The sequence below is a fragment of the Opitutaceae bacterium genome (assembly GCA_041395105.1).
GTDB lineage: Bacteria > Verrucomicrobiota > Verrucomicrobiia > Opitutales > Opitutaceae > B12-G4.
The window spans coordinates 1-21,304 of the sequence record JAWLBB010000012.1 but is presented as its reverse complement, the minus strand read 5'-3'; the positions used below and the strand labels follow the sequence as shown (position 1 = coordinate 21,304).

Sequence of the window (21,304 nt, the reverse complement as noted above, 5' to 3'; positions counted from 1 at the left end):
AGTCCCTTGCCGGGATCTGAACTCAGGCCAGGGGGCTGGCCGGCAGATTGAGGGAACCGAGATCCTTTTCGATATCGGGATCCAATCGCAGGGCGAGGGCGATGTGCTCCTGGGCGCGGTCGGTGTTGCCCAACTGGGCTTCGTAGCCGGCGATCTTGTAGTGGAAGAAACCCGATTGGTGAAAAAGGCTGGGAACCGAGCACCAGATCCTCTTCGCCTCGGCCGGATTTCCCCTCGCTTCGCAGGCGAGGGCCGCCTGCCGGTAGAAGCCGATCAACCCGGGAAACATCCGCATCGCAATGCAGGCCAGCCGGTAGGCCTGCTTCCATTGTTTCCGGGCCAACATCACCTGTATCCGGAGATCAATGACCTCGGAACGGCATTTCTCGGAAAGCGGGAGCTTGCCCAGCTCGCGGGCGGCATCCCGAACCATGCCAAGGGCGAGGTAGCCGCTGGCGAAGGAGAGGGACCAGCGCAGCGAGGCGCTTTCGAGGGAAGGGTTTTCCTGGGGGGAGGGGATCATCATGTTCGTGAGACTATATCGGAAGAGCAGCGGCGAGGGTTAGGCCGGGACCCGGAATTCGCCCTCACGGACGACACTTTTAAGATGAACCCACGGAGACCCCCGAGCCCGCCTAGGTAGTTTCGCAGGAGCCCAGCGGTAGATCCCCAGCGTGGAAACGATCGGGGGAAGGGACAGCCTCTCAATTGCTCTGGCCGGGGGTGTTCAGCAATTGCACGAGCCCCGGATCGTTGTCGAGCAACGCCCGGATATTTGGATCGAGGTGGAGGGCGGTCGTGATGTGCCGGCGGGCCGCGGGCAGGTTGCCCAGTTTGGCCTCGCAACGGGCGAGATTCAGATGGGCGAATCCGGACCGGCCGACCGGCCGGGGGACCAGTTGCCACATGTTGCGGGACTCCTGGAGGCGACCGACCTGCTCGTAGGCGTAGGCCGCTTTCACGTAGAAGTCGACGCACCCGGGATGCAGGGCGCGACCGATCGCAAAAACCTCGATCGCTGCCTCCCATTGACGCCGGGCCATCAGGATCTGACCGGCCAGGCTCAGGCTTTCCGGACGATGCTGATCCTCAAGGGGAAGCCTGGCCAACTCCTTTTCCGCCTTCTCAAGCATGCCCAACTCCAGGTAACCCCTGACGAAGGAAAGCGTCCAGAGGCTGCCCATTTCCGGCTCACGAGGCTGATCTTCTTTTGCGGCGACCATATTTCTTTCAGCAATGCTTGAACTGTGCCAGTTTGGGAACCTTACGGCCCTCTTGGACAATTCTAAGAGACGGTGCCGCTCGGTGCAAGCGGATCGCTGAGGTTTGGCGCGGCTGATGTGACCTTCAGCGGTTGCGCCCACCCTTCGTTCTGTTGAGCCTTGAAGGGCGCGGCATGAGCGCGACCCTCCGTCAGGAAACCCCTGGAGGCCGGTAGGTCGCGCTGTTGCGGGAGTCTTCCCAGATTTCCACTTTGATGAGGAAGGCGCGTCCCTCTGTCCTGGCCCTCACCATCGGATCAAAGACCTCGAAAAGGTGTTGGGCGAGTCCTTCGCAGGAGCACGATGGGACCAGGTAAACCCGGTAAGCGTCGGGCGCCGCTGCGACGAGGGTCGCGCGAAGGGGATCATCCTCGTTGAAGACACAGGCGTGATCGAGGTTGTCCTCGATCCAGTCGCGCAGGAAACGCAATCGACCGAAGTCCACGACGAAACCGTTGGCGTCGTTTTCGTGGGCGCCGAAAGTCAGGCGGATCGACCAGTTGTGCCCGTGAATGAGCGAGCAGTGCCCATCGTGGCGGTGCTGCCGGTGGGCGAACGGGATATCCGAATAGGTCTTGGAACAGGTGAACATCGTATGACTCGGGCTCGGGATCTTGAGGCGATCGGTCGGGTTGACGCAATTGAGTATTTGCCTGAAATCGGTGGTGTGCATCAACCCGAATGGACACTCTTCATCGATACGGGCGGGACTTTCACCGATTGTATCGGGCGGAGTCCCGATGGATCGATTCATCGATGCAAAGTTCTTTCCAGCAGTGGGTTGCGGGGTCGGGTCGCACGGCTCAACGGGACCGGTGCGTGTTGTCTGTCCGGGCTGCCCGATCTGCCGCAGGATTTCTTTCGGGGTTTTCGTCTGTTCTGGCCCGGCCGGGAGGATGCACCGCTGCGGGTCCACGCCTGGGACCCGGAAACCCGGGAACTTCGGGTCGAGGGCCACCTTCCCACCGGGATCGGTCCGGGAAGCGTCGCCGAATTGCGACTGGAAGAAGAGGCTCCGATTCTCGCCGCGCGGGTGCTGACCCGGACTCCCGGCGACCGGGTATTGCCGCCCCTCGCCATGCGTCTCGCGACCACCCGCGGGACCAATGCTCTTCTCGAGGAAAAGGGAGTGCCTCCTCTGCTTCTGATCAATGCCGGTCTGGAGGATCTTCTGGTCATCGGAGACCAGCGGCGCCCCGACCTCTTTGCCCTCAATCCGCGGCGTCCGGCTCCGCTTCATGGCCCGGTCGTTCCGGTATCCGGGCGACTGGAGGCAGGCGGTGGCGAGCTTGTCCCGATCGTCCCGAGTGAGATCGAGCGAATCGCCCGTCCCTGGTTCGAGAAGGGCCACCGGACGGCTGCGGTCTGCCTCCTGCACAGTTATGGAAATCCGGCCCACGAACAGGCGGTTGCCGACTGCCTGAGGGCGATCGGTTTCACCCACGTCTCGGTCTCCTCGGATCTTGCCCCGGTAATCAAGATCGTTCCCCGCTGCGAGACGACGGTCGTCGATGCCTATCTGGCGCCGATCATGAACGCCTACCTCGATGCGGTGGGATCGGTTCTCGATCGTGATCGGCTTCATGTCATGACCAGTGCGGGCGGCCTGGTCACCCGTTCGGCCTACCGGCCCAAGGACAGCCTGTTGAGCGGCCCTGCCGGCGGCGTGGTGGCCACGGCGGCGATCGCCCGCCGGGCCCGACACCCGCGGGTCATCGCCTTTGACATGGGCGGAACCAGCACCGATGTCGCCCGTTACGATGGCGAGTTTGACTACCGGTATCGTCAGACGGTGGGGCGGGCGACCGTCTTTGCCCCGGGCCTGAAGATCGAAAGCGTGGCGGCGGGCGGAGGATCCATCTGCCGCTTCGACGGGCACGTCCTGACGGTGGGACCCGACAGTGCCGGTGCGTCTCCCGGACCGGCCTGTTACGGGGCCGGTGGCCCCTTCACCCTGACCGATGTGAATCTGCTGCTCGGGCGGATGGATCCCGATCTCTTCAGTCTGCCGGTTTTCCCGGAGCAGGCGCGATCCCGTTTGGATGAGATTCACCGACAGATCGAAGAGGCGACCGGCCGCCCGACGACCGACGGGACGATTCTTCAGGGTTTCCTGGCCATCGCCAATGAAAGGATGGCCGAAGCTGTCCGGCGCATATCGATCCGGGAGGGGTATGACTGTTCTGGATACAGTCTGCTCGCGTTCGGCGGTGGCGGCGGGTTGCACGCCTGCGGGGTCGCCCGCTCGCTCGGGATCCGGGTGGTCCTTTATCCCGGGGATTCCGGCTTGCTCAGCGCCCTTGGCCTGAAGGAAGCGGTCCTCGAACGCTTTGCCGTCGAGCAGATCCTTCAACCGATCGAAGAGATCCGGCCCGACCTGGCCGGCCGGATCGCCGAGGTGGGACGCAGAGCGGTGGCGGAAGTGGTCCGGGAGGGCGTCGACCCCTCCGAAGTGGTGTTGCGGTTTGTCCGGGCGGAGATGCGCTTTGAGGGTCAGGAGGACACCCTGACTGTCCCGGCGGACCGGGTCGACCTGCTGGTCAGGCGCTTCAAGCACCGCCATCGAAAGCGCTACGGACACTGTCCTTCAAATCGGCCGGTCGAATTGGTCGCCTTGCGGGCGGTGGCCTCCGGGCGGGCGAACGATCCGGACAGGCATGAATCCTTCCGGCGCCGCCAGCGGCTGAAGGCGGCGACCGGCGGTGAGCGTCCCGTTCTCCGGGAGCGGGCCTCACTTGGTCCGGGCGACGTATTGGCGGGACCGGCCATTGTTCAGGACCGGTTCAGCACTCTCTTTATTGAGAAAGGCTGGACGGGTGTGGTCGGCGATCTCGGTTCGATCCGGATGGTTGAGGATGCCGGGACCGACAGCGGGCACGATGTCGCCCGTAGCGGAGAATCCATCGTGGCCCTCGAATTGGTCTCCAATCGCCTGGGCGCCATCGTTGAGGATATGGGAGAGTTGCTTCAGCGCACGGCCCTCTCGACCAACATGAAGGAACGGTTGGATTTTTCCTGTGGTCTCCTCGACGCGGAAGGACGTCTGGTCGTCAATGCGCCCCATATCCCGGTCCATCTCGGGGCCCTCGGACTCTGCGTGCGTCGGGTCACCGAGGAAATCGATTGGAGGCCCGGCGATGCCGTGGTCACCAATCACCCGGGGTTTGGCGGATCCCACCTGCCGGATGTGACCCTGATCACGCCGGTTTTCTCGGACGACGGAGTCCTGCGGGCCTTTGTGGCCAACCGCGCCCACCATGCGGAAATCGGGGGGATTCGTCCGGGATCGATGCCGCCGGACGCCCGCAACCTTGAAGAGGAGGGGGTGGTCATTCCCCCAATCCGGGTTGCACATCGTGGCCGTGTCGACTGGAGTCCGCTCGAGCGGCTCTTGAGGGAGGCGCGTTTCCCCAGCCGTTCTCCCGAGGAGAACCTGGCGGATCTCGATGCCCAGATGGCGGCCAATCGGGCGGCCGCTCTGGAATTGGGTGCCATGATCGCGGGCCTTGGAAAACAACGATTCGCGGATTCACTCAAAGCGTTGGCCGAGCGGGCGGACGATCTGGTCCGTCAGCGGTTTTCGGAGATCCGACAAGGCGCTCTTCAGGCGGAGGAATTCCTTGACGATGGAACCCCCCTGAAGGTGGCCATTCAGGTTGAGCCGGAAGGGATCCGCGTTGATTTTTCCGGCAGTGGCGGCCTTCATCCCGGAAATCTGAACGCGACCCCCGCGGTGGTGCGCAGTGCCCTTCTCTACGTTCTGCGACTCTTTGTCCGGACCGAGGTGCCATTGAATGAGGGTCTCCTCAATTCGGTCCGTTCCGACCTCCCCCCCGGCTTGCTCAATCCCTCCTTCGCCGTGGAGGCCTCCCGCTGCCCACCGGTGGTGGGCGGCAATGTGGAGACCAGCCAGCGGGTGGTCGACCTGCTGATCAAGGCGCTCGGCCTGGCAGCCTGCAGTCAGGGCACGATGAACAACCTGATCTTCGGCACTTCCCGGGGAAGCTATTATGAGACGATCGCGGGAGGGGCAGGGGCCGGACCGGGATCCGCCGGTTCCGATGCCATCCACACCCATATGACCAATACGGCGATCACCGATCCGGAGATCCTCGAATGGCGGCATCCGGTCCGTTTGCATCGGTTCGGTGTCCGGTTTGGCTCGGGTGGGGGTGGTCAGTTTCGCGGCGGAAATGGCGTCATTCGGGAAATTGAGTTCCTTGAACCGGCCGAGCTCTCCCTTCTCACCCAACATCGGGTCGTGGCCCCCTACGGGATGGCGGGAGGTTCCGCAGGCGAATGCGGCCGCCAATGGATCATCCGGGCCGACGGACGCGTCGAGGTGCTGCCCTCCATCGCCGCTGCCGATCTTGGATCGGGCGACCGCCTCGTCATCGAAACTCCCGGGGGGGGCGGATGGGGTAGGAAGGGGTGAAACGGGTGGTTCTTTCGCCACTTCTTTACAGAGGGGCTCAGAAAATCCACGGATCTTGGCCGTAAGGTTCCAGACGGGGCGTTCCCGGCCGATAATGGGGACGTATGAAGCGCGTCGTCATTATCGAAGATCAGCGTGCCATCTGCGACATGCTTGCCGAACTCGTCCAGATCACGGGCGGGTTCGAAGTCATTGGCACCTTTTTCGACGGAGAAACCGGCATCGAGGCCGTCATCGAGAAGAAACCCGATGTAGTCATCCTTGATCTGGTGCTTCCCGGCATGAACGGCGTCGAAGTGCTTCATCGAATTGCCGAGGAATGTCCGACCGTCAAGACGCTGGTCTTTTCCGGGCAGGGCTCTCCCCGCAATGTCAAGGAGGTGCTCGCCGCCGGGGCGGACGGGTATGTGGTCAAGACCGACGGCTTCGAAGAATTCCGAACCGGTCTGGAAACGATCATGGCGGGCGGCACCTATCTGGGTCCCAAGGCCAACGTCGCCATGCGACAGTACCTTTCCGGTGGCGCCGACCAGGGGCAGAAAGCGCTCTCATCGCGGGAAATCCAGGTCCTCCAGCAGGTGGTGGACGGCAAGACCAGTCGGGAGATTGCGGAAGAGCTCAGCCTGAGTGTGCGCACGGTCGACAGCCACCGGGCCAATATCATGCAGAAGCTCGCGATCCGCGATGTCCCGGGCCTGACCAAGTACGCGATCCAGAACGGGTTGATCTAGAAACCGTTCACTTTCTCTGACAGCACACTAGACTTCGAAGGCGATGGCCGGGTCGCTTCGGCGGCTGTCTTCGATCCGGGAGCCGACGAGGCAGACGTCGTCTTCGAATTCATTGCTCCCGAGTTGATGGCGGGCCTCCTTGAGCAGGTGGTCGAAGAGGTCCTCAAGGGAGAGTCGGCGGTTCTCGTGGACGAGATTGAAGAGCCAGTTCTCCCCCAGTTGTTCGCCGTCGGGCCCGTCGATCTCAAAGAGACCGTCGGTGAAGGCGATCAGGCGGTCCTTGCGGGTCAGCGGGTGTTCCCAGGTCGAATACTGGAAATGGTTGATCAGGCCGAGCGCCGGTTCCGGGTCGTAATCTTCCGGACGGATCCGGGTGACCGAGTCCCCGGCTTCATGGATGAGGTAGGGCGCGGGGTGTCCGCCGTTGGCGTAGCGGAGCTGTCCGCGCCCGGTGTCGGCCACGCAGTAGAGAGTCGTCACGAAGAGGCGGGATTCCGATTGCTGGAAAATCGCGAAGATGGCCCGGTTCAACTCGCTCAGGAAGTCGCCGGGCCGTGAAGCCAGCGGCATCAATTCCTCGACCAGACCGCGGATGAAAGCCGTCACGAGGGCGGCCTTGACCCCGTGTCCCATCACGTCGCAGACAAGTATGCCTGCTTCGGAATCGGAAACCTGAACGATGTCGAAGAAGTCGCCGGCCAGGCTGGAGGCCGGAATATAGCGGTGGGCGAAACGGAGGATGCTGTCCTCCGGCGCGGCCCCTTCCGGAAAGGATGGGTAGTGGTGCGTGAGGAGGGACTGCTGGATTTCGCGTGCCATCTTCAAGTCCGCCTGCATCTCCTGATTGCGACGGGTCAGTTCCTGCTCGGCGCGCTTGCGTTCGGTGATGTCGTGACTGATCCCGACCAGCCCGATCATCCTGCCGTTGGAATCCTTCAACGGCACCTTGGTCGTCAGCGACCAGACCGGCTCGCCGTCGTCATCGAGGTAGGTCTTTTCGCGATTGATGATGGGCTTTCCGGTGGCGAGGACCTCGCGATCGTCGTCGAGAGCCTGCTGCCCGCGTTCGGTCGGGTAAAAATCGTAGGTGGACTTGCCGATCGCCTCCTCCTGGGTCTTCACCTTCAGCTGATCGAGATGGGACCGGTTGTTGATGACAAACCGGCTGTCGAGATCCTTGATGAAAATGCGGCTGGGCAGAATGTCGATCAGGGTCCGCAGGAGGTTCCTCTCCTCGTAGAGGGCCTGTTCCACCTTCTTGTTCTCGGTGATATCGCGGGAGATCCCGAAGGTTCCGATGATCTTGTCCTCACGGTCGTAGAAGGGAAGCTTGGTCGTTGAAACCCAGTAGATCCGCCCGTCGTGCAGGGTCTCCTTCTGCTCCCGGTTGATCACGGGAATGCCGGTCCGGAGAATCTCCTGCTCCTCGTCGAAGGCGGGTTGGGCATGCTCGGGCGTGAAGAAATCAAAATCAGTCTTTCCCACCGCCTGCTCGGGGTCGCTCAGACCGAAGTGGTTGGCATGGGACCGGTTGATCCTCAGGAAACGGCTCTGCCGGTCCTTGAAGTAGATATTGTCCGGGATCACCTCCATCAGGCTGAGCAGGATCGACCGGTCGTAACTGCGGGCGTGGTCGTCGATCCCCAGCTCGTGGAGAATGAGAAGCCGGGCCCCGGGTGGGAGGGAGGCTCCCCGGGTGGAGGAAATCTCAAGGTGGCGGGGAATCCCGTCGCCCAGAATGAACCGGATGGACGTCGGGGGCAGGCCGGTCTCCGTGAGGGCCTCCCGCTCCAGGAGTGCGATCACGTCCGGACGGGACGCCTCGTCGGTGCAGTCGGTGAAGAGCGACCCTTTGGTTTCCGGGCCCAACCGGAGAATCCGGGCCGCTTCGAGATTGGCCGCCCGGAGAATTCCCTGGGCGTCGAGCAGGCAGACGCCGAAGGGTGAGGAGAGGAAGATTTCGGGGATTTCCCAACGGGCGGGACCGGGCTCGGATGGGGCAGGCATGATCGTGGGGAGACGATGAAGAGTCCGTCGAATTGACGCAAGAGCGGCCACCCTTCCATGCTTCATTCTTTTCTCCGGGCGGGATTAAATCCGGTCGAAATTAATAATTATCAAAGTGACTTCTGCGGTTCGTTGCTCCATGATCCGCGCGTGTTCCCTCCACCATCCCCCTCCACGCCGGTCCCGCGTGTCCGATTCCTTCTGGTTTCTCTCCTGGTTGTCGCCGGATTTTCCGGTGCGGCCCGGGCGGACATTGAGAGCAGCATCGACAATGGACTGGCCTTTTCCGCGGTTCAGATCGAGAAGCTCGCCGGCATTCTCCGAACCAACAACCGCTTCCCGGAATATTCCAATCCGGCGGGTGTGTGGTCGATCAAGAGCCGGTCCTCCTGGTGCAGCGGATTCACCCCGGGCATGTTCTGGTACCTCTATGATCTGACCGGCGAGGACAAATTCCTGGGCTGGGCGGAGACCTGGACGGAGGGTGTCCGGGCGCGATCGATCGAGGCGGACAATGATACCGGCTTCCAGATTTTCTGCAGCTTCGGCCTTGGTTATACCCTGACTGGAAAGACCGATGTCGATTACCTCGAGGTGATGAAGACGGCGGCCAATACCTTCGCCACCCAGCGCTACAATCCGACCATCGGTTGTTATCGGGCCTGGAGGAACACCTCTTCGGATCCGGTCAACAGCCCGTCCATCACCGCCAACACGACCAATCCCAACGACATGGTCTTCGAGGTCAATGTCGACATGATGATGAACATGGAGCTCCCGCTCTTTGTCGGCACCAATGGTGGCAATCCCGACTATGTGACCTACGCGGTTTCCCACGCCGACCGGACCTGGGAGGATCTCGTCCGTCCCGACTACAGCACGTATCATGTAGTAGGATACAAAGCGGACGGGAGCGTGGACTACAAGCGGACCGCCCAGGGGTGGAAGACCGAATCCACCTGGTCACGGGGCCAGGCCTGGTCCGTTTACGGCTATACCATGGTCTACCGCTACACCGGCCTGGAACGGATGCTGGACCGGGCGGACAAGGTCTTTGACAAATTCATGGCGATGACGGCGGCCCAGACGAACGACTTCGTCCCTTTTTCGGATTTTGATGCACCCCTCGACGGGTCCAATTCCCGGGACACCAGTGCGGCGGCCATCGTTGCGTCGGCGGCTCTTGAACTCTACGATATGACCGGAAGCCAGAAGTATCTGGATGCCGCCCGCAATATCCTGCTTTCGCTGGGCGGTCCGGACTATCTGGCCCAGGGCACGGCCTACCAGCCGATCCTGCGTAAAGGCTGCGGCAGATGGGGCGATCCGGAGGAAGGAACGAGTTTCGGCGATTTCTATTACCTCGAGGCGATGATCCGTCACCGGACCCTTTTCCCGGTGATCGAGCCGCCGCCGGCGCCGTCCGATGCGGAGTTCAGCAATATCTCGACCCGCGGCCAGGTCGGGACCGGCGCGAATCGGTTGATCGCCGGTTTTGTCGTTCGCGGCGTGCCCGGGGCGACCACCGGAACCGTGCTCATTCGCGCCATTGGTCCCGGCCTGTCCTCGGTGGGAGTGAGCGAAGGTTTCCTTGTGGATCCGACTCTCGAAATTTTCTCGGCCGCCGACCCGTTGACGGCGGCCTACATCAACGATAACTGGGGTGACAACGCCAATGCGGCGGAGATCCAGTCGGTCTCCGCCACCGTCGGTGCCTTCGATCTGGCCGAAGGATCGCTGGATGCGGTCCTCATGCTCTCACTGCCGCCGGGCGTCTACACCGCCAAGGTCGGGGGCAAGGATGGCGGGACCGGGGTTGCCATCGTTGAGGTCTACGCCGTCGACTGACGGAGGTTCCTGCGTATTCTATTGCCGGTGCCGTCAGGAAACCGGGATGTGGGGGCGGGCCTTCCCGACACCATTTGGTGGATCGGGACAGGAGGTGCGCCCTTTCACCTGATTCGCTTTTTGGGGGAGGTGCACGGAGTCGGCTGGTCCGCCGCTGGTGCCTCCGGACGGTCTCGCATGAATTGGTGGGTGTTTCGGGAGGTCGTGCACGAGCACGACCGCGAATGGCTCGAGAAGGCGTTCACTTTCATCCGTAACACGGCACTGGGTCATCGTCTGATGTGTGGGTACTCCCGATTTCGCGTCATTATTCGGGGGCCTGCCGGTATCCATTAGGTCGGATTATACCGTCGCGGAGACCAAGATTTGCCTGCCTGAAACCAATCTTCGCGTGGCCAGGATCGCCTCCATCCGTTATATTGGTTACAAACAGAAAGGCGGACCAGTCAGCTGTCACCGGTCCAGTAATCACAGCACTTCTCCGGTGATCGGTTCGCTCAAGCAACAACCGAGAAAGGTCACCCATGAATACGCGCCCTGAGTTCACCCTTGGGCCTTCACCTGTTCGTCAGAACACAACGCCAATGCCGGCCACTTCACGGAGTGACGGCACGTTTCTGAGCAACCGGTCGGATTACCGGTCGACCGCGGAGGCGGTCCATCTGCGGAAGGTGGTTGGCGGCCCGCACGGCGGCTCCTCAATGAAGCCACCCATACCTCCACCGGAAGAAGTTGAAGTGGTGCCGAAACACTACCGGTGTACCCATAGTGACGAAATCAGCTTCTGGAACAAAGTGGCGGTAGCCTGGGTAATGGGTTTTCTCGCCACGGCGGGATTGTTTCTGGCTCTTCCGTTTTTCCAGTTGATTGCCACGGTCGGCAACCAGACGGTTGACATCACCACGCTTGATCTTTCGAAGCCGCCGCCGCCTCCGCCCCCCGCTGAAAAGACACCGCCCCCCGAAAAGGAAGAGAAGAAGGATCAGCCCCAGCTGAAGCAGGAACAGCCCAAACTTAGCCTGGCCCAGCTTGAACTGGCCCTGAATCCCGGAATGGGCGACGCCACCGCCGGAGGCGACTTCTCCATGAGCGACTTCCAGGTCAACGCCATGGAGGAACTCGAGTACATCTTCGAGATCAGCGAAGTGGATCGGATTCCCCAGGCGATTTACCGGGTTGCTCCGGTTTATCCCTATGAAATGAAGCAGAGCGGGATCAGCGGCTCGGTCGAGATCCTCTTCGTCTGCGGGGCGGACGGCAAGGTCAAGCGGGTATCGGTCAAATCATCGACTCACCGGGAGTTTGAGGAAAGTGCCATTCGTGCCATCCGCGACTGGCGATTTGAGCCCGGGATGAAGGATGGGAAGCCCGTCAACGTTCGGATGCTCATCCCCTTCAATTTCAACGTTAAGGACTGATCCAATTACCGAGAGATCCGGCCAATTGGGGCCGTGACTCTTCCCCGCCGGGTTTCTTCGGGCGGGTACACCCGCGCCGGTCGACCTTCCCAGGGTGACGGAGGGTCGGCCGGTTTACCGTCGACGGTCACCCAAGGCTCGAATCGGAGCATTGCCATGGTCCGGTCCCTGCCTCAGAGTCGGGAGATGTCGGGTCGAGTCCGAACTAACTGGTTGGTCTGCCTGATGGGGGTTGTCTCTCTGGCGGTGGTTTGCCCCGTCGCCGGACAGTCGAGCCATGAATTGCGGGCCTTGCTCAACCGGCTGACCGGCCAATGGGAGGGTGAGGTGATGATCCACACGCTCGATGGGCGCGAAATCGGTTCGTTTGCCATGAAGCGCGTCTACAGCTGGTCGGGCGATGTCCTTCAGTGGCAATCCGTGCTCGAGCTCACTTCGGGCCTGCATCAGACCCGTGGGCGTTATTTTGTGCGCCTCGGGCGACTCTACGCGACGGTTTCTCGTCCGGGAATGCCCGCCCAGGATTATACGGGGACGACCCAACAGGGAGGGGTTTTCTGGGAGAGCGCGCTGCGGGATCATCGGGACGTGACGGAATCCGTGGTGGCGGAAGAAGAAGACCAGTTTCTCAATCTGGACAGTTTTGAGGTTCTCGGACTGGACGAGGTGCCGGGTGTGGTTCGAATCAAGGGCCGACTGAGGGCGGTCCGCGACGGAGGGGCGGAGAATCAGGCCGCCCGGGAGGTCGGAAAAGGAACAGAATGGCTGGATCCATCGGATCCGATTGATCTCCTGCGCTCTTACGCCCCGGAATCAGGGGGATAGGGGAGTCGCATCACCTGTTTTTAGCGGGTCGCACCAGTCACCGGTCTCGTCTCTGCGCGGGATTCGCCAACGTGACCGGGGTGTCCTTACCTTGACACGGGATCCGCGGGTGCCCGCTCCCTCGCGCTCGTTTCACGGTCTCCCTTCTCCCGGAAGGCGACGGTGAAAAGGACGGTCGCGATGATACTGAGAATGGCGCCGTAGAGGAAGACCGCCGTCAGGCTCCGTTCTGCGACCTGCCCAAAGAAGAGGTTTCCCAGAATCCGGAAGAGACCCGCAATAACCATCGCGTAAAGTCCCTGGATGGAATTGCGAAAGGTGTCCCCGGCCAGACGGTTGAGGTAGACGACCGGAGCGACCAGGGTCGCGATGATGATCCAACCGTGGAAGAGCTGAACCCCGATGGCGATGCCGGCTCCGGGAAGGAAAGCGAGAGCGGCCATCCGGACAGTGATGGCCATGGCGCCCAACACAATGATGCGGCGGATTCCCAGCCGACTGCTGAGCCAGCCGAATCCGAGCATGAAGAAGATCTCGACCGTTACGCCGATGTTGGAGATCAGTCCGAGCCAGGCGCTCTCGATCCCGGCCACCTCGGTCAGGTAGATCGGGTAGAAGCTGTAGTAACCGGCCACCGCAAACTGCAGTATCGCCATCCCTGCGCAGAAAAAGACAACCGGGGGCCGGAAGAGGACCCGGGCCGCCGCGACGGTCGGGAGCCGGGAGGCGTTTTCACCGGGAGCGCTTTCCGTCCTCCTGCGTTCAGACTCCGGGAGAAACCGGGAGTTGATCAGACCCGCCACGGCGAAGACGGCGGCTGCGATCAGGGTGATATTGAGTGTTGCTCCCGCCCGAAGGCCGGCGAACAGGACGATACTGGGTGAAATGAAGCCAATCGTTCCCCATACCCGGATCTGGTGGAAGGGCGGGGTTGCCAGGCCGGATTCCGTCCGGGAGCGCGCCACCCGGAAATAGAGTCCGTCCTGAAGCGGCAGCATGGGAACCAGGGCCAGGCTCTGCAGGCCGTAAAGCAGGAGGGTCCACCCGAATCCCCGACTGAGAAAGAGCAGGCTCGTCGCGGTTGCGCTGACCAGGAAGATGCCGGAGGCCAGGTTGCGGGTGTTCTCCTTCAGGTCGGCCAGCCACGTGAAAAGGACGGGGGTGATCAGGACCGCCAGGCTGGCCACCGCCATCACCGTGCCGATCTGAACAGAGGAGAGCGACTGGACCTCCCGCAGGTAAACGGGAAAGAAGGGCATGATGCTGCCCATGATTCCATAGGTCAGAAAGAAGTGGAGTCGCAGGCAGCGCATCAATTCGAGGGTCCGACGGGGCAGTGAGTCAGATGAACGGGAAGAGTTTCACCAGGCATCGATGGTCGCGCGGGAACACGACCCTCCGGATGGATTCTCCTGGAGGGCGGTCCGCCCGGCTTCGCATGGCTGCGCCGAGACAAGCCCGGGCCGCCGCACGGAGCATCCGACCTTTCGCGTTTGTTTATCAGGGCTTGATGGCTCACTCGACTACGTGGTCTCGATGGCTTCCAGTCGACGCTCAATTCGCAGGGTCGAGATCTTGCCATCGGTCCCGAGTTCCTGGGCGAATTGTGAGACCCGCAGTTCCTCCATCATCCACCGAACCTCTTCCAGCGTCGTCTGGATTGAAGGGAACGCCCCCGCCTTCGAGCCGAGAAGGTCCAACCGGGCCTGTAATCGCCTGATGTCCGCCTCCCGGCTGGTGTCCCGGGCGGGATCCTGGGCGGCCTTTTCCCCCCGTATAACGACGGCCTTGAGATACCGGGGCAGGTGCCGGAGCCGGGAATACGGGGTCTGCAGGAGGAAATCGGCGGGAACCAGACGGGCGACGTCCGCCTCGTATCCCGGGTGGCGCGCCTTCCGGGTCAGGGCGTGCTGGCGCGCTTCCAGAATGGCTTGGACCTGGTCGACGAAACGGGGAACCAGGCCTTTGCAGGCTTCCTTCGCCCGTGCGACGATCTCCCGATAACGCTCACCGGTGAAGGGATCGGGCAGGGCGCTGCAGAGGTGACGGCGGATGTTCTCGGCGGCCTCGGCCTTGAGGGCGGTCAGGGGGGCCAGAGTGGAGGCCAGTGGACCGATCCGGGCGAGGTCTTTCAGATCACGTTGAACCCAGGCGAGCTCATAGCGCAGATCGTGCTCGACCAGCCGGGCACAACCGGCCGGAGTCATGGCGCGGGCATCTTCCCGGGTCCGGAACAGCCGCAGGGACACCGAGCCGCCCTCGAGCCGAAGTCCGGGCCAGGCATGGATGGGCATCCCTGCCATTTCGGTTACGACGAGGGATTCGGGGGGATCGGGAAAGTCCCAGGTCTCGAGGTCGGTCCGCTCCCACCGGGCGGCGGCAATACCCCAGGCGTCCCGGACCGGTTGCGCCGGACTCCGGGCGATGCGCTTTTCCTCGCGGTCGAGCTTGTCCTGGACCGCCCGGAGATCGCGGTGGGCGGCGAGCGGTTTTCCATCCTCATCTGTAACGGAAATACGGATACGAAGGTGTCCGGGTATGGCGTCCGCCTGCCAGTCGCCGGGCACGGTTTCGATCCCGTAAACCGTGCGGAGGTGGGTGGCCAGAGTCTCGATCAGACCGGTCCCGGTCGGCTTCAGTTCCCGGGCGATCCGTCTGGACTTTTCCGCGATGGGGATGAGCGACCGACGGACATCCTTGGGCAGGGCGCGGAGCAGGCAATGGACCTTCTCCTCGAGGTGACCGGGGATCAGCCAGTCGAGAATCCCGGGCTGAAGCTGGCGGGCCTGCCGGGGATTCAGGTTCAGGGTGACCCCGTCCGACTCTTCACCGGGACGATAGGCGTAGGTCAGGGGCAGGGCCGAATTGTCGAGGGTCACCTTGTCGGGAAAAGCGCCGGTCTCGATTTCATCCATCGCCGGTCCGAGGAGGTCGCTCTCGCTCAGCTGCAGGAAGTCCGCGCCGCCGCGATGGCGGATCATCCGGTTCAGCTCGATCCAGGATGAGACAGTCTCGCCTCCGATGGCCGCGGCGTAGAATCTCCGCACGGCGTCGTCGAGATCGAGACCCCGCCACCGCTGCAGCCGGGTCTGGAGGACCTCGGCCTTTTCGCGGACGGGCCGGTTGCGCTCGAGGATGCCGTGCCGGTCATCATGGGCCTGTTCATTGACCAGGGCCTCCGTGATGAAGATCCGGGTGGCTTCGGCGGGGTCGAGCTTGCCGTAGCTGATCGAGCGCCGGCGTATTTCCAACCCGTGGATACGGATGGTCTCCCGGACGACGACCCGCCCGGCCGCTGCCTCGTAGGCGGGTTCGGAGTGGGAGGTCCGGCAGACATGACTGCCAAGGTCGACGATCCACTCCGGGTCGATTCGGGCCACCGTCCGGGCGTAGACCCGACTTGTCTCCACCACTTCCGCGGCCATGATCCAGAACGCCGGCGAGGGTTTGATCGGCTTGCGCCCGGCTTGCGGCTTGCGGCTCGCCTTGAGGTGCTGGGTTGAACCCGGGAATATCAGCACCCGGCGGTCGCCGGCCATCCGGAAATCATTGGAGGCTTCGCGCTGGGCGACGTTGCCGAGCAGTCCGGTCAGGAGGGACCGATGGATCTTCCGGTAGGTGACCCCGCCCCAGAGAAGATCAGAGGGGTCAAGCGGGCCGGCCGGCTGGGTCGGCTTCCTCAGGGACTGAACACTTCGGTCCGGGCCGATGGCCCGGGCCAGCTGGTGGTGCAGGTCGCGCCACTCCCGCATCCTGAGGTAGGAGATGAAATGGGCGCGGCAGAATTTCCGCAGGCGGCCCTGGGAGAGGGTGTCGGCCTGATCGTGGTAGGCATCCCAGATCTTCAGGAGGGTCAGGAAATCCGAATCGGGATGGGTGAATCGCCGGTGGGCTTCATCCGCTTCCTTGCGGGCTTCGGCGGGTCGTTCCCGGGGATCCTGGATGCTCAGGGCGGAGGCGATGACGAGGACCTCGGCAACAACCCCTTCGCGCCGGGCCTGCAGGATCATCCTGCCGACCGTAGGATCGACCGGCAGGCGCGCCAGCTCGCGGCCGATCGAGGTCAGCTCCCGTCCGGAATCGATCGCGCCCAGTTCTTCGAGCAGATGATAGCCGGCCCGAATGGCGGCCGGAGGCGGCGGGTCGATGAAGGGAAAGGTCTCCACATCGCCAAGCCGGAAGGCCTTCATCCGAAGAATGACCTCGGCGAGATTGGATCGGAGAATTTCCGGGGGCGTGTAAAGCGGACGCTCAAGATAGTCCGCCTCCGAGTAAAGACGGATGCAGGTCCCGTTGGCCACCCGTCCGCACCGGCCCGTCCTCTGGTTGGCACTGCTTTGGGAAATGGGCTCGATCGGAAGGCGCTGGGTGCGGTTGCGTGCGCTGAAACGGCTGATGCGGGCCTCGCCGCTGTCGATGACAAAACGGATTCCGGGAATGGTCAGGGAGGTTTCCGCCACGTTGGTCGCGACGACGATTTTCCGCCGATTCGAGGGGTCGAAGACCCGCTGCTGATCGGCCGATCCGAGGCGTCCGAAGAGCGGAAGAAGGTCGGCCGGAGGATTCCGGTTTCCGAGCATGTCGATCACTTCGCGGATATCCCGCTCGGTCGGGAGAAAGATGAGGATGTCGCCCCGTTCACCGTTCAACTCGATCTGCCGGACTGCCGCAACCACCGCATCGAGGTGGGTGAAGTCGCCGCGTTCCTCCAGGGTCGGGTCGACTGGGGAGTGGATGATCTCGACGGGGTAAAGCCGACCGGACACCTCGATGATCGGGGCCTGATCGAAGGCCTGGGAGAATTTCTCCGTGTCGATCGTCGCGGAAGTGATGACGATTCTCAGATCCGGTCGGACCTTCCTGAGTTGATTGAGATGACCGAGCAGGAAGTCGATGTTCAGGCTTCGTTCATGGGCCTCGTCGATGATGATGGTGTCGTACTCGCGCAACAGGCGGTCGCTCCCCAACTCGGCTAGAAGCATGCCGTCGGTCAGAAACTTGATCACGGTTTCCGGACCCGTCCGATCGGTGAAGCGGATCTTGCAACCGACCTCGCGACCCCATTCCAGCTTGAGTTCCTCGGCCACCCGGCGCGATACGGATTGGGCCGCGATACGACGCGGCTGGGTGCAGGCGATCCGCCCCCGTCGCCCGCCGCCCGCCTGAAGGCACATCTTGGGCAATTGGGTGGTCTTGCCGGACCCGGTTTCGCCGGCCACAATCAGAACCGGATGTTTGCGTATAGCGGCGATGATCTCCTGCCGGCGGGCGCTGACCGGCAGTTCTTCGGGGTAATGGACGGTCCAGTCGCGTTGCCGCTGGGAAGAGGACCGTGGCCTATCGGATCGATCTTCCTTCACGGGCGACAGTGGCTGAAAAGATGAAACCGCGCCCTCGGCTGAGGGCGCGGTTTCATGAGAAGTGGTTCGGCACCGGCCGAGGCCTGTGCCTTGAACTGGATTTGACTATTCCTGAGAGGCCACCTGCACGGGAGCGGCTTGGGAAACCTGCGCGGTGACCGGCGCGGCCTTGGCCTTGTCGCACGACCCGCCCTCGCAGGGTCCGCAGTCGTCCGCAGCCGCAGGCTCGGCCTGGGCCAGGACGATCTTCTGGGACTGGCTGTCGCAGCTGGTTTCACAATCACTCTTCTGGGCTACCTGAATCGCCTTTGAGGATGCCGTGCAGGAAGCGCCGTCAGCAAGCGCAACCTTCGTGGCCTTGGCTTCGTAGGTGCAGGCCGAGCCGTCGGACGAAGCAACCTGGGTGGTCTTCATCGAACGGGTGCAGGCCGAGCCGTCGGCGACCACCACCTGGGCGGCGGCCTTCGTCGCGCAGGATCCGGAATCAGCCTGGGCAACGGTGACTGCCTTGGCCGAGGCACTGCAGGAGGCTCCGTCCGCCTGGGCGGTTTGTTTGACCGAAGCCTTGGCCGACGAACAGCCGTCGCCCGCAAAGGCGGCGGGCGAAAGAATCAGTCCGGCGGTGGCGAGGGAGAAAAGAATCAGGTTTTTCATGTGTATGGAATCCGAGTGTCCGTGGTTGATGTTTGGGTTCAGTAGCTGCAGTTGTAGCCACCATGAGGCCGTTTTCAAGCCATACCGGCCGATTTACGAAAATATTTACGTGGATTGACCGGTGACGGGTCTTTGACATCCCGGCTCGATCTTCCTGGAAGGCCTTTCTGGATCCTCCATCCCTTCTTCCTTACCTCGGTCCGGTCCGCCGCTGAAATTCCCGCCGGGCCGGCCAATCCGGGATCGACTTGGGTGGCCTGTGGATGCTTTTCTTCCACCCATGATCCGCAAAGCCTTCGTCATGTCCGTCAATCAGGGGTCCGAGGAGGAGTATGAACGGCGTCATCGCCCGATCTGGGATGATCTCGCCGCCGTCCTGAAGGCCCACGGAGTGCATAATTATTCGATCTTTCTCCATCCGGACACCCGCCAGCTCTTTGCCACGGTTGAAATTGAGGATGAAGCCCGATGGGCGTCGATTGCCCAAACCGAAGTCTGTCAACGCTGGTGGAAACACATGGGCGATGTCATGCCTTCCAACCCCGACCACAGCCCGGTCAGCGTCGAGCTCAAGGAGGTCTTTCATCTGCCCTAAGGGGTCAGGCCGCTTTTTATATACGAATCGTCTGATTGACCCGCTCGTGCCCGCCGATGATCCCATTCGCATATAAAAAGCGGCCTGACCCCATTCGACCCTTATGAGATTCCCACTCTTGAGCGATTCGTTCCGGCTCGAGCGGCTGACCCCTCCGGACGGACCTGTCCGGATGGTCCTCGATACGGACACCTACAACGAGATCGACGATCAGTTCTGCGTCGTCCACACACTCTTCTCGCCGGATCGGCTGAGGCTGGAGGCCATCTACGCCGCTCCCTTCCACAACGACCGGTCAACGGGTCCGGCCGATGGCATGGAGAAAAGTTACCAGGAGCTCCTGACCCTGCTCGACCGGCTCGACCGCTCGGCCGATGGATTGGTCTGGAGGGGCTCGACCTCCTTTCTGAAGGCCGCCGACCAGCCGGAGGAAAGTGAGGCGGCCCGTGACCTCGTCCGACGGGCGATGGATGGGGATGAAGTCCTCTATGTGGCTGCGATCGGGGCGATCACCAATGTGGCCTCGGCCATCCTGATGGAGCCGGGGATTGCCGAAAAGATCGTGGTCGTCTGGCTGGGCGGCAACCCGCACAACCACCCGCATACCTGGGAATTCAATCTGCAGCAGGATCCCCATGCCTCGAGGATCCTTCTCGATTCCGGAGTGCCCCTCGTTCAGGTGCCCTGCCAGGGGGTGGCGTCCCACCTTCTGTCCACCGCGCCGGAGATCGAACGCTACGTCCAGCCCTGCGGCCGGATCGGCGCCTTTCTGGCGGAGCGTTTTCTTTCCTATTCGGACGATCATTTTGCCTGGTCGAAGGAGATCTGGGACCTGGCGGCCACCGCCTGGCTGCTCGATCCTTCCTGGGTGCCGACCCACTTGGCCCACAGCCCGATCCTCAGCGACCGGATGACCTGGAGTCACGACCCGAGCCGGCACCTCATGCGGGTGGCCGATGGGATTCGCCGCGACCGGATCTTCCGGGATCTCTTTGAAAAGCTGGCCAAGGAAGTGCCGTAATCCGGGTCGTCCGATTGCTCGGCGTCTCTACGTCCCGAGCGAAGCGGGCGCGAATTGCTTCTGGTGGTTTTTTCGCGCAGAGACGCAGAGACGCAGAGGCGCCAAGGTGATGGGATTGTGCGGAGCAAGTTCCAACTCAATCGGGAAGAGTCCTGAGGCTGCTTGACACCGTCGAGGGGAGCTTCTCAATCGTCTCATGGTCAAGCCGGGAAGGAAGCTGAATCTCGATTTCGTGGTCAAGGTGGTCCGCACGGGAGGCGAACAGGATGAGGTCAGCTTCAGCGAACTGATCACCGGACCGACCGTCGTCTCGGTCTATATGCGCAACAACACCAGTGGCTGCGATCTCCAGATGGCCAGCCTGGCCAAGGGCGCTGCCGCCATCAGGAAGCTCGGTTACCACACTCTGGCGATCAGCCGGGATACCTGCGGTTCGCACAAGAAATACGCCGAGAAGATGGGCATCCGATTTCCCCTGGTTTCGGATCCGGAGTTTCAGTTCGCCAAGGCCACCGACTCCATGGTGGAGAAGTCGATGTATGGAAAGAAGTACCTGGCGCCGGCCCGGGCCGCCTATGTCCTCGACGCCGACGGCACGGTCAAGGCGGTGATCGAGAAAGTGGATACCGGTGACCACACGGCCCAGCTGGTCGCCGTCCTGAAGAACCTCTGAGAGTCGGCCCCGGAAATAAAACGGCCGGGGGGACAAGCCCCCCGGCCGATGGTTTTCTTTCTTGGATGCCTGCCTAGGCCTTTGTACTGTCCCGACGATCCTGAGCCACCAGGAGTCTCCCGGGGGAATCGATCTCGTCGATCAGGCTCTCGATCCGGGGAACCGGGACTTCGAGCACCAGTTCGAGCGGGTGGGGATCCTCCGGAGCCGTCACCTGAAACACAGGCAAGGCCACGGTGGTGGACCCCTCTCCGTTCGACGGGACCGAAGACTCGGACTCGGAACGCGCAGTCGTGACTGCGAAGACAAGCATGCTTATCACTGCTATCAGTCGTTTCATAGTTTGCTTGTTTCTGATCCGCCGCAGAAGCGGCCGATCAAACTCGGATGGGCCCCGGGCCGAAGCCCCTGCCCAAAATCAAAGAACGACTGACGAAGGGCACGTTAGCATGGTTTCGACCGATTTCCACGAAAA

At 62.4% G+C, this 21,304-nt stretch carries 16 protein-coding genes; 8 read left to right on the top strand and 8 right to left on the bottom strand.

Features of this window, described 5'->3' with window-relative positions:
- Window positions 1–22: 22 nt before the first annotated feature.
- The 3 genes from R3F07_20320 to R3F07_20310 all read right to left on the bottom strand — a co-directional run bounded on the left by R3F07_20320 (window position 23) and on the right by R3F07_20310 (window position 1,854).
- Complete coding sequence (locus tag R3F07_20320; GenBank protein ID MEZ5278738.1) at window positions 23–526, bottom strand: hypothetical protein; 504 nt, start codon at window positions 524–526, stop codon at window positions 23–25.
- Between the two features lie 178 nt (window positions 527–704).
- The gene (locus R3F07_20315; GenBank protein ID MEZ5278737.1) at window positions 705–1,223 is read right to left on the bottom strand and encodes a tetratricopeptide repeat protein; all 519 of its coding nucleotides are present in this window, start codon (window positions 1,221–1,223) and stop codon (window positions 705–707) included.
- A 190-nt stretch (window positions 1,224–1,413) separates the two neighbouring features.
- On the bottom strand, window positions 1,414–1,854 hold the full coding sequence (locus R3F07_20310) for a 6-carboxytetrahydropterin synthase (GenBank protein MEZ5278736.1): 441 nt from the start codon (window positions 1,852–1,854) through the stop codon (window positions 1,414–1,416).
- 3 nt (window positions 1,855–1,857) lie between these two features.
- Between R3F07_20310 and R3F07_20305 the strand changes: the two genes are divergently transcribed.
- Complete coding sequence (locus R3F07_20305; protein ID MEZ5278735.1) at window positions 1,858–5,697, top strand: hydantoinase B/oxoprolinase family protein; 3,840 nt, start codon at window positions 1,858–1,860, stop codon at window positions 5,695–5,697.
- Between the two features lie 104 nt (window positions 5,698–5,801).
- Entirely contained in the window at window positions 5,802–6,428 is a 627-nt protein-coding gene (locus tag R3F07_20300; protein MEZ5278734.1) for a response regulator transcription factor, read from the top strand.
- Window positions 6,429–6,455: 27 nt separating this feature from the next.
- On the opposite strand, the gene R3F07_20295 is transcribed toward R3F07_20300, so the two are convergent.
- Entirely contained in the window at window positions 6,456–8,435 is a 1,980-nt protein-coding gene (locus R3F07_20295) for a PAS domain-containing protein (GenBank protein ID MEZ5278733.1), read from the bottom strand.
- Window positions 8,436–8,585: 150 nt separating this feature from the next.
- Between R3F07_20295 and R3F07_20290 the strand changes: the two genes are divergently transcribed.
- From R3F07_20290 to R3F07_20280, 3 genes are all read left to right on the top strand, one after another.
- Complete coding sequence (locus tag R3F07_20290) at window positions 8,586–10,283, top strand: glycoside hydrolase family 88 protein (GenBank protein MEZ5278732.1); 1,698 nt, start codon at window positions 8,586–8,588, stop codon at window positions 10,281–10,283.
- Window positions 10,284–10,807: 524 nt separating this feature from the next.
- The gene (locus R3F07_20285) at window positions 10,808–11,701 is read left to right on the top strand and encodes an energy transducer TonB (GenBank protein ID MEZ5278731.1); all 894 of its coding nucleotides are present in this window, start codon (window positions 10,808–10,810) and stop codon (window positions 11,699–11,701) included.
- Between the two features lie 156 nt (window positions 11,702–11,857).
- Entirely contained in the window at window positions 11,858–12,526 is a 669-nt protein-coding gene (locus R3F07_20280; protein ID MEZ5278730.1) for a hypothetical protein, read from the top strand.
- An 86-nt stretch (window positions 12,527–12,612) separates the two neighbouring features.
- Here R3F07_20280 and R3F07_20275 read toward each other — a convergent pair whose 3' ends face one another.
- The 3 genes from R3F07_20275 to R3F07_20265 form a co-directional block, all read right to left on the bottom strand.
- Window positions 12,613–13,839, bottom strand: coding sequence for an MFS transporter (locus tag R3F07_20275; protein ID MEZ5278729.1), 1,227 nt, complete (start codon window positions 13,837–13,839; stop codon window positions 12,613–12,615).
- A gap of 210 nt (window positions 13,840–14,049) precedes the next feature.
- Window positions 14,050–17,886, bottom strand: a complete 3,837-nt coding sequence (hrpA, locus tag R3F07_20270) for an ATP-dependent RNA helicase HrpA (protein MEZ5278728.1) — start codon at window positions 17,884–17,886, stop codon at window positions 14,050–14,052.
- A gap of 105 nt (window positions 17,887–17,991) precedes the next feature.
- Window positions 17,992–18,540, bottom strand: a complete 549-nt coding sequence (locus tag R3F07_20265) for a hypothetical protein (GenBank protein MEZ5278727.1) — start codon at window positions 18,538–18,540, stop codon at window positions 17,992–17,994.
- Window positions 18,541–18,820: 280 nt separating this feature from the next.
- On the opposite strand from R3F07_20265, the gene rhaM reads away from it, so the two are divergent.
- The 3 genes from rhaM to R3F07_20250 all read left to right on the top strand — a co-directional run bounded on the left by rhaM (window position 18,821) and on the right by R3F07_20250 (window position 20,829).
- Window positions 18,821–19,135 carry an L-rhamnose mutarotase gene (gene rhaM / locus R3F07_20260; protein MEZ5278726.1) on the top strand — a complete coding sequence of 105 codons (315 nt, stop codon included), beginning with the start codon at window positions 18,821–18,823 and terminating at the stop codon, window positions 19,133–19,135.
- A gap of 103 nt (window positions 19,136–19,238) precedes the next feature.
- The gene (locus tag R3F07_20255; protein MEZ5278725.1) at window positions 19,239–20,156 is read left to right on the top strand and encodes a nucleoside hydrolase; all 918 of its coding nucleotides are present in this window, start codon (window positions 19,239–19,241) and stop codon (window positions 20,154–20,156) included.
- 196 nt (window positions 20,157–20,352) lie between these two features.
- Window positions 20,353–20,829, top strand: a complete 477-nt coding sequence (locus R3F07_20250) for a redoxin domain-containing protein (GenBank protein MEZ5278724.1) — start codon at window positions 20,353–20,355, stop codon at window positions 20,827–20,829.
- A gap of 73 nt (window positions 20,830–20,902) precedes the next feature.
- Here the strand turns inward: R3F07_20250 and R3F07_20245 are convergent, their stop codons facing one another.
- The gene (locus R3F07_20245) at window positions 20,903–21,169 is read right to left on the bottom strand and encodes a hypothetical protein (protein ID MEZ5278723.1); all 267 of its coding nucleotides are present in this window, start codon (window positions 21,167–21,169) and stop codon (window positions 20,903–20,905) included.
- Window positions 21,170–21,304 lie beyond the last annotated feature (135 nt).

Coding starts and splice junctions, on each gene's coding strand:
- R3F07_20295 (MEZ5278733.1), bottom strand. CDS start 8,435: ATGCCTGCCCCATCCGAGCCCGGTCCCGCCCGTTGGGAAATCCCCGAA.
- R3F07_20265 (MEZ5278727.1), bottom strand. CDS start 18,540: ATGAAAAACCTGATTCTTTTCTCCCTCGCCACCGCCGGACTGATTCTT.
- R3F07_20250 (MEZ5278724.1), top strand. CDS start 20,353: ATGGTCAAGCCGGGAAGGAAGCTGAATCTCGATTTCGTGGTCAAGGTG.
- R3F07_20280 (MEZ5278730.1), top strand. CDS start 11,858: ATGGTCCGGTCCCTGCCTCAGAGTCGGGAGATGTCGGGTCGAGTCCGA.
- R3F07_20320 (MEZ5278738.1), bottom strand. CDS start 526: ATGATGATCCCCTCCCCCCAGGAAAACCCTTCCCTCGAAAGCGCCTCG.
- rhaM (MEZ5278726.1), top strand. CDS start 18,821: ATGATCCGCAAAGCCTTCGTCATGTCCGTCAATCAGGGGTCCGAGGAG.
- R3F07_20305 (MEZ5278735.1), top strand. CDS start 1,858: ATGACTCGGGCTCGGGATCTTGAGGCGATCGGTCGGGTTGACGCAATT.
- R3F07_20255 (MEZ5278725.1), top strand. CDS start 19,239: ATGAGATTCCCACTCTTGAGCGATTCGTTCCGGCTCGAGCGGCTGACC.
- R3F07_20245 (MEZ5278723.1), bottom strand. CDS start 21,169: ATGAAACGACTGATAGCAGTGATAAGCATGCTTGTCTTCGCAGTCACG.
- R3F07_20315 (MEZ5278737.1), bottom strand. CDS start 1,223: ATGGTCGCCGCAAAAGAAGATCAGCCTCGTGAGCCGGAAATGGGCAGC.
- R3F07_20285 (MEZ5278731.1), top strand. CDS start 10,808: ATGAATACGCGCCCTGAGTTCACCCTTGGGCCTTCACCTGTTCGTCAG.
- R3F07_20300 (MEZ5278734.1), top strand. CDS start 5,802: ATGAAGCGCGTCGTCATTATCGAAGATCAGCGTGCCATCTGCGACATG.
- R3F07_20275 (MEZ5278729.1), bottom strand. CDS start 13,839: ATGCGCTGCCTGCGACTCCACTTCTTTCTGACCTATGGAATCATGGGC.
- R3F07_20310 (MEZ5278736.1), bottom strand. CDS start 1,854: ATGTTCACCTGTTCCAAGACCTATTCGGATATCCCGTTCGCCCACCGG.